Consider the following 15,311-nt stretch of genomic DNA (forward strand, 5'->3'; position numbering starts at 1 on the left):
ATGGTCGAAACCTTGCTGGAAGTCCGCAACCTGAGTAAGACCTTTCGCTACCGCACGGGGCTGTTTCATCGTCAAACTGTCGACGCGGTAAAACCGCTCAGCTTTACCCTGCGTGAAAAACAGACCCTGGCAATCATCGGCGAGAACGGTTCCGGGAAATCCACCCTTGCGAAAATGCTCGCCGGTATGGTTGAACCGACTGCAGGCGAAGTATTGATTGACGATCACCCTCTCACGTTCGGGGATTACTCTTTCCGCAGCCAGCGCATCCGCATGATCTTCCAGGATCCGTCGACCTCGCTCAACCCGCGCCAGCGCATTTCGCAGATCCTCGATTTTCCGCTGCGTCTGAACACCGACCTGGAGCCCGAGGCGCGCCGTAAGCGTATCTTCGAAACCCTGCGCATGGTTGGGCTGTTACCGGATCACGAAAGCTACTACCCGCACATGCTGGCCCCCGGCCAGAAACAGCGTCTGGGTCTGGCGCGTGCGTTGATTTTGCGCCCGAAAGTGATTATTGCTGACGAAGCGCTTGCCTCGCTGGATATGTCGATGCGTTCGCAGCTGATTAACCTGATGCTGGAGCTGCAGGAAAAACAGGGCATCTCGTATATCTACGTCACCCAGCATCTGGGGATGATGAAGCACATCAGCGATCAGGTGATGGTTATGCACCAGGGTGAAGTGGTTGAACGCGGCAGCACGGCGGATGTGATGGCCTCCCCGCTTCACGAGCTGACAAAACGGCTGATAGCCGGTCATTTCGGTGAAGCACTGACGGCCGATGCGTGGCGCAAAGATCGGTAAACAAACGTTGCACCGCTTAATAAGGATTAAATAGCCTTAATACGCTGTTTAATCCTTAACTTTTTCATCTCCATAGCTGCTCCATATTCTCAGCAAAATACATCAACAGTTCTTCTCCAGAATATCCGGACATTACGAAGGAGAAGAAATGAACAACGCCACTTACGTTCTCAAATATATCGAGTACCTCATCAGAAAATGTCGTTCATTTTTAATGACGGACCTGTATTTTCATACTGTGAGGCTCAAGAAAACATCGGGGAAGCACCCTGACATTAAATCACCCACGACGTTGAGTGAAAAAATATGTCATCGTCTGGTCTATGACCATAATAACGTCTATACCCTGCTTGCCGATAAACTCGCCGTTCGGGAATACGTTACTTCCAGAACAACGCGTGCGAAAACGGTGCCATTACTTGGCGTGTACAGCAAGGTATCCCAGATTAACTTTTCGACGCTCCCTGAAAAATTTGTCCTTAAGTGCAACCATGACAGTGGCAGCACAATAATATGTACGAACAAAGCGCAATTTAACGTCAGGGAAGCGTGTAAAAAACTCAGTCTCGCGTTAAAGAAAAATATGTACTACACCACGCGCGAATGGCAGTACAAAAACATTACGCCAAAAATACTTTGCGAACCGTATGTCGATCTCTTCGATGATGCAGACAGGAACACAGCGCCCGAAATGCTAAGGATCCATTGCTTTCATGGCGTTGCCCACTATGTTGAAGCGGATTTTACGGATGACAGCGGCAAAGGTTTCATCAACGTTTACGACAGGTACTGGAACTTACAACCCTTTCAGATGGAATATCCGAATACACCGTTGGCGCCAGGCGAACCGGCCTTGTTCCGACAAGCGTTGCTGGCATCCCAGGAGCTGGCGGATGGCATTGACTACTGCCGCGTTGACCTCATGCTAAAAAAAGATGAAATCTATTTCAGTGAAATAACCTTAAGCCCGAGACGCGGTAAACTGTCTATTACCCCGCAGGAATGGGATGCTAAGCTAGGAAAAATATGGCATTTACCGCCGGCAGGCACATTTGACCTGCCGCTGACGCTCACGAGTCGGGCCAGGTGAGTTTAAATATCGAATGGTTTTGCGTTGATAAGGTATAGGTAACATCGCCACCATGCGCCAGCATGATGGCTTTTACCACCGACAAGCCCAAACCACAGCCTTCCGGGTTCAACTGTCTGGCGCCGTTATCGCGCTGAAAGGGCTGAAACAGGAAGTCATGAAACTCCCTGGGAATACCCGGTCCCCCATCCTGAATCAGGATAAAATTGCCTTTATCCGAAACACCATTTTTAACCGTGAGCTTGCGCGAAGTTGAATAGTGTAAGGCATTGTCAAATAAAACGGTCAGACACTGATTGATGCGTAAGGGATCGAATACGCACTGCTGCTCCCTCAGTTCAGTATGGACGGTAAATGCCTTACGGTTGAACTCGGGCATGAAGGTATCGAGCGCGTCCTGTATTGTCCCTTTCAGATCCGTTCTGGCCTGGTATAACGTGTATCCTGCCCCGCCATCCGAACTGATAACCCGGAGATCTTCAATCAGACGGGTTAATCCTTCCGTCTGTTTAAGGAGGTTAGTAAACAGCACCGGATCCGGGGTAAACACCCCGTCAACCAACCCCTGAAGCCTTCCGCGTAAAATGGTGACCGGGGTCCTGAGTTCATGCGCAATCGCAGCATTCCAGGATTTCCGCTGGATATCCAGCGTTTGCAGCTTTTCTGCCATTTCATTGAAATCCGTAACCAGGTGATTGATCTCTCCCAGCCGGGAACTGGCACAGAATGCCCTGGCGTCCAGATCGCCCTGAGAAATTTTTTTCAGGCTGGACGCGACCGCGTTTAGCGGGGTGAGTATTCGCGATGAAAGTTTGACCGTAAAGAATACGGCAATGATCAGGCTAATCGTCGTCGCGGTCCCAATCCATACCCAGTCCCACATCGTCATCTGCTCGTCATCGCCCGCAGCAGGGCCGCCGGGAAGATGACCCAGAATAAAGGAGTAAAAAAACCAGGAGCCCAGTATGGCGATGGCAATTATCGTAAACGTCAGCAATAGCATATACGTTAAGATCTGACGACTCAGGACAGACTCTTTATTCATTTCTTTTCCCCAAGCCGGTAACCCATGCCCCTGATGCTCTCGGGAACGCCATAAAGACCGGCCAGCTCCAGTTTTTTTCGCAGCTTGCTCATATGGCTGTCGACGGTTCTGTCGAGCGTATCGCCTTCCGGCAAACACGCGTTGAGCAACTCTTCACGGGAACAGACCTTGCGCGGATACCGCACCAGGTAAGAAAGCAACTTAAATTCGGTCGTCGTTAAGACCGGGGAGATAACCTCGGGCCCCGCAGTAACCTCCACGTAGAAATCATCCGGATAGACCGTAATGAATGGCGTTCTGAGCGGCAGGGCCCCCGCCTGCTGAAGCGCAGGCTTTGTTCTACGCAGCACCGCCTCAACCCGTGCGACAACTTCCGAAGGGTTGAAGGGTTTGATGACGTAATCATCCGCGCCGAGCCTCAGACCCATAAGTTTATCGACGTCCTGATCGAGAGCGGAAACCATAATGACGGGGACAGCGCTTTCATGGCGAAGCGTGGTAAGCACGCTCCAGCCGTCACACACGGGCAGGTGAATGTCCAGCAAGATGAGATCCGGTTTATGGAGGCGATTGAGCGTTATCGCCTGCTCGCCCTGCCTGGCCCTGAGCGTTTTCATTCCCGAACGCTCTAAGTAGCTCATCAGTATATCGGCAATTTCGTCTTCATCTTCAACAACAAGGATCAGCGTATTTTTGTTCATATTATCTCCGCGGGTGAAATCCCTTTAAGCACGCTATCAGATATCTTGAGCACAATAAGACACAGCCTCCGGGAAAAAGTGCCGTAGTCACGAAAATTTCCCGGTTGATTTAAATGCCCGGTTATTTCTCCACACAGCCTACACATTCAGTCAATAAAGACTCGACAATGTCCGTTCAAAATCGCTAATGAGGCATAACGCGTTGTGCATTGCGCGCTGCAAATTACCACTGTTTCTTAAAGATTTTATGAAGTTGGCTGAAATAATGAACATGGAATTTTCTAAATATTTTTCCCCTAAAAAACTGGGCATATATTCTCTGTTTCTGCTGCTGTCGTGGGGATTACTTTATACCTGGCTGGTGCTGGTACACAGAATGGATGAGAAAGTCGCCTCGACGCTGCTCTCTTCACCCCTTATCTATGGCTGCATCGCATTGTCAGTGGTTTCTCTGGTCATACAAAATAAAGCCGGCGCGTTCATTGAGCTTCTTATCATCGCCTTCTGGATGGTGGTGATTTTTGTTTATCTCATTATTACGTTCACCGTGCTGTTAAACGCGATGCCCGATATTGAGGATCTGATCTTTTACTATGAGTGTTATTTGATCATTTTTTTTGGTGGAGCACCGCTGTACCTCATTATGAGAATGATCTGAGCCCTTGCTCCACACATCCTCCATAAACCGCCCACTTCCGCTAAACAGGTGCGCGGTAGAGTCTCTGCCTCACTCTTTTGCACAAAAATAACCCAATGCCTCATTTTTTTATTGACCGTCCCATTTTCGCCTGGGTTGTGGCGCTGTTTATCGTCCTGACGGGTCTCCTGTCTATTCCTCGTTTGCCGGTTGCGCAGTATCCGGCGGTGGCTCCGCCGGGCATCATTATTTCCGTTAGTTACCCGGGGGCCAGCCCCGATATCATGAATACGTCGGTGGTATCGTTAATCGAGCGCGAAATCTCTGGCGTAGATAATTTGCTCTACTTCGAATCATCCAGCGACACTACCGGTTCGGCGTCTATTACCGTCACGTTTAAACCCGGCACGGACATCAAGCTGGCACAGATGGATCTGCAGAACCAGATTAAGATCGTCGAGCCTCGTCTTCCTCAGGCGGTAAGACAAAACGGCATTAACGTCGAGGCCGCTAATTCTGGATTTTTAATGATGGTGGGGCTGAAGTCCACCAGCGGTCAATTCGAGGAAGCCGACTTAAGCGACTATTTTGCCCGAAACGTCAGTGACGAGCTTCGTCGCGTGCCCGGCGTAGGGAAAGTTCAGCTGTTTGGCGGCGAAAAAGCGCTGCGTATCTGGCTGGATCCGATGAAGCTCCACAGCTACGGCCTCTCGGTGAGCGATGTTCTCACCGCTGTTGGCCAGCAAAATGCCCTGGTTTCGCCCGGCAAAACGGGAGATGAGCCAGCATCTGCGGGACAAGGCGTAACGTATCCCATCACCGTGAAGGGGCAACTCACTTCGGTAGAGGCGTTCAGAAACATTACCCTGAAATCAGATGCATCGGGCGCGAGGCTGAAACTGTCCGACGTCGCGCGCGTTGAGTCCGGCCTGCAAAGTTACGCTTTCAGTATCCGCGAAAATGGCGTGCCCGCAACGGCGGCGGCAATCCAGCTGTCACCGGGTGCCAACGCAATGAGTACAGCTTCAGGCGTACGCGCGAGCATCGACGAGCTTTCCCAGGTGTTACCGGAAGGAATGGCGTTTACGGTTCCCTTCGATACCGCGCCGTTTGTGAAACTGTCTATCATGAAGGTGGTTCAGACATTTGTCGAAGCGATGGTCCTGGTCTTCCTGGTGATGCTTCTGTTTCTGCACAAGATACGCTGTACGCTTATCCCGGCGATTGTTGCTCCCGTCGCACTTCTTGGCACCCTCACGGTGATGTTATTGAGCGGATACTCCATCAATATTCTGACGATGTTCGGCATGGTGCTGGCGATAGGGATTATCGTTGATGATGCCATTGTGGTAGTAGAGAACGTCGAACGACTGATGGCGGAAAAAAGCCTCTCCCCACGGGACGCTACCCGACAGGCCATGCAGGAGATCGCCCCGGCGATTATCGGGATCACGCTGGTGCTCACAGCCGTCTTTATCCCCATGGGGTTTGCTGAGGGTTCGGTCGGGATTATCTATCGACAATTTTGTATTTCTATGGCGGTCTCCATACTGCTGTCCGCGTTTCTGGCCCTGACGCTGACGCCTGCCCTGTGCGCAACGTTACTCAAGCCGCACAAGGCAGGAAAGAGCGGAAGTGGAAGGTTCGCGGCCAGGTTTAACGCGCGCTTCCGTTTGCTCACCGTCTGTTACGAAGCCGGGCTGGGTGCCGTTCTGAAGCGAACCGGGCGTATGCTGCTCCTGTACGTTGCGCTCTGCACGGCGCTGTTTGTTGGATTGTCTTCGCTACCGTCGTCCTTTCTGCCGGATGAAGATCAGGGCTACTTTATGTCCTCTATCCAGCTGCCTTCTGATGCCACGATGCAGCGCACCCTCAACGTGGTTAAAAAATTTGAAGCGGAAATTGCGGTCCGGCCGGACATTGAAAGCAACATTATGATCCTGGGGTTTGGCTTTTCAGGTTCAGGACCGAATTCAGCTATGGCCTTCACCACGCTGAAGGACTGGAAAAATCGGCAGGGCTCGACGGCTCAGGATGAAGCCGACCACATACAGGCCAGCATGACGAACGTCACTGATGCCGTCACAATGAGCCTGCTCCCGCCGACCATTTCGGATATGGGCACCTCCTCGGGCTTCACATGGTACGTTCAGGACAGAGCGGGAGCGGGCTATGACGCTCTAAAGAGGGCCGCCGACGCGCTGGTTCAGCAGGCTAATCAACGCCCTGAACTCAGCGATGTCTATATAGACGGTCTGCCGGAAGGAACCAGCCTTGCGCTCCTGGTTGACCGGGAAAAGGTGGAAGCGATGGGCGTCTCATTCGATGAAATCAACCAGACGCTCTCCGTCACCCTGGGCTCAAATTACGTCAACGACTATACCAACAACGGCCGCGTTCAACAGGTGATTATGCAGGCCGATGCCCCCTATCGAATGCAGCCCGAGCAGATACTGAAACTATCAGTGAAAAACCGGATGGGTGAGATGGTGCCAGTATCATCGTTTGCGACGATCTCCTGGAACGTTGCGCCGCAGCAGTTGACGCGCTACCAGGGTTATTCTGCTATACGGATTACCGGAAGTGCGGCGTCAGGCGTATCCAGCGGCACCGCTATGAAGGCCATGGAGGGCTTGTCCAGGAGCCTGCCTCAGGGCATGGCGGGTGAGTGGGCCGGGAGTTCGCTACAGGAGATAAAATCGGAATCGCAGCTTCCGGGCCTGATCGCCCTGTCGATACTGGTCGTGTTTATGGTGCTCGCCGCCCTGTATGAGAGCTGGTCTATTCCTTTTGCGGTCATGCTGGTTGTTCCACTGGGCCTTATCGGCGCGGTGATAGCGGTGTTTGTTGCCGGCATGACCAATGACGTGTTCTTTAAGGTCGGTCTGATTACGCTCATCGGCCTGTCGGCCAAGAACGCCATTCTGATTGTGGAATTTGCCAGGCAGCTGCATCGCGAAGGGCAACCCCTGCTGGCGGCGACCATTCATGCCGCCAGTCAGCGCCTGCGCCCCATTCTGATGACATCGTCAGCCTTTACCTTAGGGGTTGTTCCTCTGATGCTGGCCAGTGGTGCAAGCGACAGTACGCAGCATGCCATCGGTACCGGCGTATTTGGCGGCATGATTAGCGGTACGCTTCTCGCGATCTTCTTCGTACCGGTTTTCTTTATCGTTATTGCGCGCTTCATCGGCAACATCAGGAAAGCGTGAACACCCTTGCGGGATCGCGCCTCCTCGCTGGTTGGATGAGGCGAAGCTGTTGCCGGGTGATATACTGGACAAATGCTGAAATTTCGCGCCCCCGCGAGTCCGCGGCGCATTCTTCGGGGCATGCGACTTCGGAGAAGTGCGAGAAATATCGTGACACAAAGGGCCGTGAGTGGGCTATAATTTCGAGCTAATTTCGAATGATTTTGAAATACTGCCTGTAACGCTATGAATTACAAGGCAAAATAAGCAATGAATATAAGGATTAAAGCTATGGGTTTTCTTTCCGGTAAGCGCATTCTGGTGACTGGCGTTGCCAGCAAACTGTCCATCGCATACGGCATCGCACAGGCAATGCATCGCGAAGGCGCTGAGCTGGCGTTCACCTACCAGAACGACAAGCTGAAAGGCCGTGTTGAAGAGTTTGCCGCGCAGCTGGGTTCCAGCATTGTTCTGGAATGTGACGTTGCACAAGACGAAAGCATCGACGGCATGTTTGCTGAACTGGCAAAAGCATGGCCGAAATTCGACGGTTTCGTTCACTCCATCGGCTTCGCGCCTGGTGACCAGCTGGACGGCGACTACGTGAACGCGGTAACCCGTGATGGCTTCAAAATCGCGCACGACATCAGCTCCTACAGCTTCGTTGCGATGGCGAAATCCTGCCGCGCGATGCTGAACCCGGGCGCAGCCCTGCTGACCCTGTCCTACCTGGGCGCAGAACGTGCGATCCCTAACTACAACGTAATGGGTCTGGCTAAGGCGTCTCTGGAAGCCAACGTACGCTATATGGCGAACGCAATGGGTCCTGAAGGCGTGCGCGTTAACGCCATCTCTGCGGGTCCAATTCGCACCCTGGCCGCTTCCGGTATTAAAGATTTCCGTAAAATGCTGGCACACTGCGAAGCGGTTACCCCGATTCGTCGTACTGTTACCATTGAAGATGTGGGTAACTCTGCAGCATTCCTGTGCTCTGACCTTTCCGCGGGTATCTCCGGCGAAGTGGTTCACGTTGACGGCGGCTTCAACATCGCTGCAATGAACGAGCTGGAAATTAAATAAGCTGTGACTCTCTTCCCGCCCGGGAAGAGAGTATTTCCCCCCCGCGTCACCCCTTCGTTATTCCGTTCTGCTATTTGTTATCACCTAACAATATTTTTCCCTTTATCTGCGTTACGCCAGGATATTGATCGCCATTTTGAGATCAAGGAACGCACATGGAACAACGCCGTTTTTCCGGCAAAGGCCACTGGTATCATGAAACCCAGTCAAACCACGCGCAGACGGATGTTCTGCCCCTGGTGCCCGAAGCCGCTAGCGTCGACGATCGTTTTTTGCTCGATTTAGCCCTGCCTGATGAGATTGTCGCCGCCTGTTCTGGCTGGCTTACCCCTGCCAGAGCCTTATGCCACCAGCTGTTTCCGCTCTCAATTCCTGTGAACCGCCTGCATACGCTCAGCGCTTACGATCGGCTCAGTACCGCGCTGACGGTCGCACAGGCCTGCGGCGTTCAGCGGCTCTGTAACCACTACGCCGCCCTCCTCGCCCCGCTTCCCGGCCCGGACTCCTCGCGCGAAAGCAATCGCCGCCTGGCGCAAATCACCCAGTATGCCCGCCAGCTCGCCAGCTCGCCTGATGTCATTGATGATAAAGCCCGGAACCAGCTTGATGAGGTGGGCCTGTCCACGTACGACATCGTGGTGATTAACCAGATTATCGGCTTTATCGGTTTTCAGGCGCGCGTGGTCGCGATTTTTCAGGCGCTGTTGGGACACCCTGTTCGCTGGTTGCCGGGGCACCATATTCAGCCGCACACGCTTCCCGCGAGCCACGATGCGTGGATGCCGCTTTTACCCGTCGTCGAGCTGCGCTACGCGAATGCGCATCAGCTGGAGTCCCTCTCCCGCTGGCAGGCCGAACCCGCGCTCGAGGCGTTGACGCCGGTGCTTTGTCATGAGCCGACGCTGCTCGACCTGACCGGAGAAATCCTGTTAAACAGCCGCGCGGAGATCCCGCAGACGTCACCCGCACTTTCGGCAGCGGTCGAACTGCTGACCCGCTCGCCAGACCGCTTCAGCGCCGCGCAGTTTACCCCGCTCACGGATCAAGGATTCCAGGGCGAATATGCCATCACGCTGCTTACCCAAAGTGCGTTTGTTGGCTGGCTTAATCGTCTGAAAGTGGCGTTTGGTAAAGAGGAATAACCCCACTCATTACCCAAAGACCGCTTGCTGAGACAGTGAGAATCGCGTAAAACTGTCAGCCGCTCAATGGCTACGAAAATAGAACATTATGTTTCAGGACAACCCGCTGCTAGCGCAGCTTAAACAGCAACTGCATTCCCAGACGCCGCGTGCAGAAGGGGTCGTAAAAGCCACGGAAAAGGGCTTTGGCTTCCTTGAAGTTGACGCGCAGAAAAGCTACTTCATTCCGCCACCGCAGATGAAGAAAGTGATGCATGGCGACCGCGTCATGGCCGTCATTCATACCGAAAAGGAACGTGAGTCCGCCGAGCCGGAAGAACTGATCGAACCGTTCCTGACCCGCTTTGTGGGCAAGGTGCAGCGAAAAGACGATCGTCTTTCTATCGTGCCGGATCATCCTCTGCTGAAAGATGCCATTCCCTGCCGCGCCGCCCGTGGCGTTGAGCATGATTTTAAAGAAGGTGACTGGGCCGTAGCAGAAATGCGCCGTCATCCTCTGAAGGGCGATCGCGGTTTTTATGCGGAACTGACCCAGTTCATTACCTTTGGCGCCGATCATTTCGTGCCATGGTGGGTTACGCTGGCACGCCACAATCTTGAAAAAGAAGCGCCGAACGGCGTGGCAACCGAGATGCAGGACGAAGGTCTGACGCGTCGCGATCTCACCGCGCTGGAGTTTGTCACCATCGACAGCGCCAGCACCGAAGATATGGACGATGCGCTCTACGCTGAAGAGAGCGCCGACGGCAAACTGCACCTCACCGTTGCCATTGCCGATCCTACCGCCTGGATTGTTGAAGGCAGCAAGCTTGACGAAACGGCGAAAATCCGTGCGTTCACGAACTACCTGCCAGGCTTCAACATCCCAATGCTGCCGCGTGAACTGTCAGACGATCTCTGCTCGCTGCGCCCAAATGAAGTGCGTCCGGTCCTTGCCTGCCGCATGACCATTGCCGCAGATGGCGCGATTGAAGACGATATCGAGTTCTTTGCCGCCACCATCGAGTCGAAAGCCAAGCTGGCCTACGATAACGTCTCCGACTGGCTGGAAAATACCGGTAGCTGGAAACCAGAATCAGACGCCATTGCCGCGCAGATCCGTCTGCTGCATCGCATCTGTCTGAACCGCGGCGAGTGGCGTCAAACCCATGCGCTGGTGTTCAAAGATCGCCCGGATTATCGCTTTGTTCTGGGTGAGAAAGGCGAAGTGCTGGATATCGTGGCCGAGCCGCGACGCATTGCGAACCGCATCGTTGAAGAAGCGATGATTTCCGCCAACATCTGTGCCGCACGCGTGCTGCGCGACAAGCTGGGCTTTGGTATTTACAACGTCCATACCGGCTTCGATCCTGCGAATACCGAAGCGCTGGCGGCCCTGCTGAAGAATCACGACGTGCACGTCGATCCGGAAGAAGTGCTGACCCTGCCGGGCTTCTGCAAGCTTCGCCGCGAACTGGACGCGCAGCCCTCGGGCTTCCTGGACAGCCGCATTCGTCGCTTCCAGTCCTTCGCTGAAATCAGCACCGAGCCTGGCCCGCACTTTGGTCTCGGCCTCGAAGCCTATGCGACCTGGACGTCACCGATCCGTAAGTATGGCGATATGGTTAACCACCGTCTGCTGAAAGCAATTATCAAAGGCGAAACCGTTGCCCGCCCTCAGGAGGAGACCACGCTGCAGATGGCCGATCGTCGCCGTCTGAACCGCATGGCAGAACGTGACGTTGGCGACTGGCTGTACGCACGCTTCCTGCAGGATAAAGCCGGTACGGATACCCGTTTCGCCGCCGAGATCATTGATATCAGCCGCGGAGGAATGCGCGTCCGTCTGGTCGATAACGGTGCTGTCGCGTTTATTCCGGCGCCATTCCTGCATGCTGTTCGTGATGAAATGGTCTGTAGTCAGGAAAACGGTACGGTGCAAATTAAAGGTGAAACAGTTTACAAAGTCACCGACGTGATTGACGTCACTATCGCTGAAGTCCGTATGGAAACCCGCAGTATTATCGCGCGTCCTGTCGCCTGATAACCTGTTCAATTGTCGGTCATTTCCTTTCCGGAAAGGCCGACAATTTTTCTTTTTATCCCCGCCACAAAATCATTATTTTTTCTTACTATTTTCAGCCTCCCCTCGCCCAAATTCGCCATAATTATCTACAGTAAAAGAGTGTTGTTATATTCGGTTACGTGAATTTTTATACGCTCAGTATCCTTTTAAATCTGACTCGTTTTATTATAAGAATTCAGGGAAAAACAATAAGCTCACTTCGGTTTTGCCGCTGCTTCTCAACGGAAGAGTCGGCTGCAAATGAATAATTGGTGCGCGACTGAACAGCTGCGGGAGAAAACATGATGTACGATCTGGAGCAGAATTTGCTGTTTCGCTACATGGGAACCCACAGCCCATGGTGGCGCTTGTCAGCTGACAGCAACGCTCTGCACCTTGCCGCCAGTGAAAATGCCGATGTCACTCATGTGATTGCGCTGGACGACGATCAGGCCGATCTTATCCGTCATTTAACCGTTATTACCTCCAGCATTTCCATGACGCTCTCGTTATTCGGGGAAGATGTCCCGGTTCACCTTGTGGGCCGTAAAATTACCCGTAACGAGTGGGCCGGTACGGCTTCCGCCTGGAACGATACGCCCTCCGTGGCGCGCGACCTGGCTCAGGGACTCTCTTTTGCGGAACAGGTGGTGTCAGAGGCTAACTCCGTGATTGTTATTCTCGATCAGAACGGCAATATTCAGCGTTTTAACCGGCTGAGCGAAGAGTATACCGGCCTCAAAGAGCAAGAAGTGATTGGCCAAAACGTGTTTAAGCTCTTTATGAGCCGCAGCGAAGCGGCTGCCTCAAAGCGCAATATTACCGGTTTCTTCCGCAACGGCAGCTCCTACGAAGTCGAACGCTGGATCAAAACGCGTAAAGGGCAACGACTGTTTCTGTTCAGAAACAAATTCGTTCACAGCGGCAGCGGTAAAAATGAAATTTTCCTTATCTGTTCCGGTACCGATATTACCGAGGAACGCCGCGCTCAGGAACGGCTGCGCGTGCTGGCCAATACCGATACCATCACCGGCTTACCAAACCGCAATGCGATCCACGACCTGATCTCTGACGCCATCAGTCACCGCGGCGACACGCAGGTTGGCGTGGTGTATCTCGACCTGGATAACTTTAAAAAGGTCAACGACGCTTACGGGCATATGTTTGGCGATCAGCTGTTACAGGCTGTGGCGCTCGCCATTTTGAGCTGTCTGGATGAGGGACAGGTGCTGGCACGACTTGGCGGAGATGAGTTTATCGTCATGGCCACCCATACCTCTCAGGGCTCTCTGGAAGCGATGGCGTCGCGCATTTTAACCCGCCTGCGCCAGCCGTTCCGAATCGGCCTGATCGAAATTTACACCGGCTGTTCCCTGGGCATCGCCCTCGCCCCGCAGCACGGTAACGACCGGGAAAGCGTCATTCGTAACGCCGATACCGCCATGTACACCGCTAAAGAGAACGGCCGGGGCAAGTTCTGCGTCTTCTCGCCCGAGATGAACCAGCGCGTGTTTGAGTATCTCTGGCTGGATACCAACCTGCGTAAGGCGCTGGATAACGACCAGCTCCTGATCCACTACCAGCCTAAAATAACCTGGCGCGGAGAGGTCAGAAGTCTTGAAGCGTTGGTCCGCTGGCAATCGCCCGAACGCGGGTTGATCCCACCGCTGGAGTTTATCTCTTATGCCGAGGAGTCAGGGTTGATTGTGCCGCTGGGCCGCTGGGTGATGCTGGATGTGGTTCGCCAGGTGGCGAAATGGCGCGATAAGGGAATTAACCTGCGCGTGGCCGTGAACGTCTCTGCGCGTCAGCTGGCCGACCAGACTATCTTTAGCGACTTAAAGCAGGCGCTGAAGGATCTAAATTTTGAATACTGCCCGGTGGACGTCGAATTAACCGAAAGCTGTCTCATCGAGAACGAAGAGCTGGCGCTCTCCGTGATCCAGCAGTTCAGCAGGCTGGGGGCGCAAATTCATCTCGACGATTTTGGTACCGGCTACTCCTCCCTTTCTCAGCTGGCCCGCTTCCCTATTGACGCCATAAAACTCGATCAATCGTTCGTCAGGGATATTCATAAGCAGTCCATCTCCCAGTCTCTGGTGCGCGCCATCGTCGCGGTGGCGCAGGCGTTAAACCTGCAGGTGATTGCCGAAGGGGTCGAAAATGCAAAAGAAGACGCCTTTCTGACCAAGAACGGCGTCAACGAACGGCAGGGTTTTCTGTTTGCTAAGCCGATGCCCGCTGCCGCATTCGAGCGATGGCTAAAACGATATCAGGCGCGAAAACAGCATTAACTGGCTTTACGCAAGCCCGCCGCGTGATGGCGGTTTTGCAGCATCACCAGACGCTCCATGTAGGCGATATCTTTCGGTTCCAGACAGAAAGCCGCGTCTACCCAGTCTTCCGTGATGTCCATTAATTCACTGCGCGGCAATTGCAGAACGCGCGTACGGGCGCGCAGCATCGCTCTTACGCCATTCAGTTTTGGCCGTAGCGTGTCGATGAAGGTTCGTGTGGAGACATAGCTTTGTCCGGGTTCAAACAAGAGATCCACGAGGCCATGCTGTTCGTACCATTCCGCCGTATGGGATTCCCCCTTGTAAATGAGTTCCTCCGCCAGCTTCATTCCTGAACGGCGAGCTACCAGGGAATATCCCCCCATGCCCGGGAACAGGTTAAAAGCAATCTCGGGAAAACCTAAACGTGCATCGCGCTGCGCCAGAACGAAATGGTGCGCAAGAGCGGCCTCAAACCCGCCCCCTAACGCGCTGCCTTCGACCATGGCCAGCGAGATGGCCCCCGTATCAAACCCCCGGGAGGCCGCATGCACGCAATCGACACAGGCGCGCGCATAGGCCCGTAACGCTTCACGTCGACCGTGCTGAATGCACTCGACGAAAAACTGCAGGTCACCGCCCACATTGTACATCTCAGGCACCAGCGATCCGGTCACCCAAAAATCGACCGCAAAACCAGACTGGCGGACGAGCCATGAAAGGTTCATGATCTCCTCTATTAACGCATGGTTGAAGCAAGGACGTGGCTGAGCCCGCAACATCATCCAGACTGTATGTCGCTCTGCCTCGTAATAGCCTGACAGCTGGGTGAACCGTTCAGTATCGGTAAACAGTGTGCAGGTAGGCTGATTGATAACTGTCATAGTCTAATTCCTCTTATAAAAAAGCGCGTTGCGCGCAGTTTTAGACTAATCCACTCAATAAGCCCGCAGCATGAGGGGGAATAATTTTATCACTTCCGTTTATGTAATTTGGTTATTGCATTTTTTCCCTTCTCTTTTGAAGCCAATTTCTGCATCATTGAAAATATTAACTTTTCGCGCCTGGGGTGAGATTATGTCAACTATTGACGCACAAGCTGTAGCACAACGAATTGATACCGTGCTGGATATCCTGGTGGCGGGCGATTATCACTCTGCTATCCGTAATCTTGAGATCCTGAAGTCTGAACTTCTTGCTCAGAATGGCGCTGACGATGCGCCCGAAAACAGACAGCCAAAAGCGCCGTGGGAAGTTTAACCCCCACCGTTTCCGACCTCGTTTCGCTTTATTAAATG

Annotated in this window: 12 protein-coding genes; 9 read left to right on the forward strand and 3 right to left on the reverse strand. The window is 53.4% G+C overall.

Translation table 11 applies throughout. From position 1 onward, the window contains the following. Together sapF and FHC48_RS01360 are read left to right on the forward strand one after the other, a co-directional pair. Nucleotides 1-807 (forward strand): putrescine export ABC transporter ATP-binding protein SapF, encoded by an 807-nt coding sequence (sapF, locus tag FHC48_RS01355; RefSeq protein ID WP_008501227.1) that lies wholly within the window; start codon nt 1-3, stop codon nt 805-807. Between the two features lie 148 nt (nt 808-955). Next, complete coding sequence (locus tag FHC48_RS01360) at nt 956-1,897, forward strand: ATP-grasp fold amidoligase family protein (protein ID WP_059363018.1); 942 nt, start codon at nt 956-958, stop codon at nt 1,895-1,897. Here FHC48_RS01360 and FHC48_RS01365 read toward each other — a convergent pair. Both FHC48_RS01365 and FHC48_RS01370 read right to left on the reverse strand, forming a co-directional pair. Then, nucleotides 1,878-2,942, reverse strand: a complete 1,065-nt coding sequence (locus tag FHC48_RS01365) for an ATP-binding protein (protein WP_059363021.1) — start codon at nt 2,940-2,942, stop codon at nt 1,878-1,880. The two genes, FHC48_RS01360 and FHC48_RS01365, sit on opposite strands and share 20 nt — an antisense overlap. After that, nucleotides 2,939-3,643 (reverse strand): response regulator, encoded by a 705-nt coding sequence (locus FHC48_RS01370; RefSeq protein WP_008501224.1) that lies wholly within the window; start codon nt 3,641-3,643, stop codon nt 2,939-2,941. Before FHC48_RS01370 ends, FHC48_RS01365 begins: the two co-directional genes overlap by 4 nt. 271 nt (nt 3,644-3,914) lie before the next feature. On the opposite strand from FHC48_RS01370, the gene FHC48_RS01375 reads away from it, so the two are divergent. From FHC48_RS01375 to pdeR, 6 genes are all read left to right on the forward strand, one after another. Then, nucleotides 3,915-4,301 carry a hypothetical protein gene (locus tag FHC48_RS01375; protein ID WP_059363023.1) on the forward strand — a complete coding sequence of 129 codons (387 nt, stop codon included), beginning with the start codon at nt 3,915-3,917 and terminating at the stop codon, nt 4,299-4,301. Between the two features lie 95 nt (nt 4,302-4,396). Then, nucleotides 4,397-7,492, forward strand: coding sequence for a multidrug efflux RND transporter permease subunit (locus FHC48_RS01380; protein WP_220418909.1), 3,096 nt, complete (start codon nt 4,397-4,399; stop codon nt 7,490-7,492). Nucleotides 7,493-7,762: 270 nt separating this feature from the next. Continuing rightward, on the forward strand, nt 7,763-8,551 hold the full coding sequence (gene fabI, locus FHC48_RS01385) for an enoyl-ACP reductase FabI (RefSeq protein WP_003856831.1): 789 nt from the start codon (nt 7,763-7,765) through the stop codon (nt 8,549-8,551). A gap of 155 nt (nt 8,552-8,706) precedes the next feature. Continuing rightward, the gene (locus tag FHC48_RS01390) at nt 8,707-9,693 is read left to right on the forward strand and encodes a CMD domain-containing protein (protein WP_220418908.1); all 987 of its coding nucleotides are present in this window, start codon (nt 8,707-8,709) and stop codon (nt 9,691-9,693) included. A gap of 88 nt (nt 9,694-9,781) precedes the next feature. Continuing rightward, nucleotides 9,782-11,716 (forward strand): exoribonuclease II, encoded by a 1,935-nt coding sequence (locus FHC48_RS01395; protein WP_008501220.1) that lies wholly within the window; start codon nt 9,782-9,784, stop codon nt 11,714-11,716. Nucleotides 11,717-12,039: 323 nt separating this feature from the next. Continuing rightward, nucleotides 12,040-14,031 (forward strand): cyclic di-GMP phosphodiesterase, encoded by a 1,992-nt coding sequence (gene pdeR / locus FHC48_RS01400; protein WP_059365096.1) that lies wholly within the window; start codon nt 12,040-12,042, stop codon nt 14,029-14,031. On the opposite strand, the gene FHC48_RS01405 is transcribed toward pdeR, so the two are convergent. After that, the gene (locus FHC48_RS01405; RefSeq protein ID WP_008501218.1) at nt 14,028-14,897 is read right to left on the reverse strand and encodes a crotonase/enoyl-CoA hydratase family protein; all 870 of its coding nucleotides are present in this window, start codon (nt 14,895-14,897) and stop codon (nt 14,028-14,030) included. The genes pdeR and FHC48_RS01405 overlap by 4 nt on opposite strands. A 193-nt stretch (nt 14,898-15,090) precedes the next feature. On the opposite strand from FHC48_RS01405, the gene FHC48_RS01410 reads away from it, so the two are divergent. After that, on the forward strand, nt 15,091-15,273 hold the full coding sequence (locus tag FHC48_RS01410; protein ID WP_021240294.1) for a hypothetical protein: 183 nt from the start codon (nt 15,091-15,093) through the stop codon (nt 15,271-15,273). Nucleotides 15,274-15,311 lie beyond the last annotated feature (38 nt).

Source organism: Enterobacter sp. EC_50 (assembly GCF_019584525.1).
GTDB lineage: Bacteria > Pseudomonadota > Gammaproteobacteria > Enterobacterales > Enterobacteriaceae > Enterobacter > Enterobacter roggenkampii.

What these genes read in the sequence shown, in the direction of transcription:
- FHC48_RS01365 (WP_059363021.1), bottom strand. Translation starts at nt 2,942, where the DNA reads ATGAATAAAGAGTCTGTCCTGAGTCGTCAGATCTTAACGTATATGCTA.
- pdeR (WP_059365096.1), top strand. Translation starts at nt 12,040, where the DNA reads ATGATGTACGATCTGGAGCAGAATTTGCTGTTTCGCTACATGGGAACC.
- fabI (WP_003856831.1), top strand. Translation starts at nt 7,763, where the DNA reads ATGGGTTTTCTTTCCGGTAAGCGCATTCTGGTGACTGGCGTTGCCAGC.
- FHC48_RS01380 (WP_220418909.1), top strand. Translation starts at nt 4,397, where the DNA reads ATGCCTCATTTTTTTATTGACCGTCCCATTTTCGCCTGGGTTGTGGCG.
- FHC48_RS01410 (WP_021240294.1), top strand. Translation starts at nt 15,091, where the DNA reads ATGTCAACTATTGACGCACAAGCTGTAGCACAACGAATTGATACCGTG.
- FHC48_RS01390 (WP_220418908.1), top strand. Translation starts at nt 8,707, where the DNA reads ATGGAACAACGCCGTTTTTCCGGCAAAGGCCACTGGTATCATGAAACC.
- sapF (WP_008501227.1), top strand. Translation starts at nt 1, where the DNA reads ATGGTCGAAACCTTGCTGGAAGTCCGCAACCTGAGTAAGACCTTTCGC.
- FHC48_RS01375 (WP_059363023.1), top strand. Translation starts at nt 3,915, where the DNA reads ATGGAATTTTCTAAATATTTTTCCCCTAAAAAACTGGGCATATATTCT.
- FHC48_RS01360 (WP_059363018.1), top strand. Translation starts at nt 956, where the DNA reads ATGAACAACGCCACTTACGTTCTCAAATATATCGAGTACCTCATCAGA.
- FHC48_RS01370 (WP_008501224.1), bottom strand. Translation starts at nt 3,643, where the DNA reads ATGAACAAAAATACGCTGATCCTTGTTGTTGAAGATGAAGACGAAATT.
- FHC48_RS01405 (WP_008501218.1), bottom strand. Translation starts at nt 14,897, where the DNA reads ATGACAGTTATCAATCAGCCTACCTGCACACTGTTTACCGATACTGAA.
- FHC48_RS01395 (WP_008501220.1), top strand. Translation starts at nt 9,782, where the DNA reads ATGTTTCAGGACAACCCGCTGCTAGCGCAGCTTAAACAGCAACTGCAT.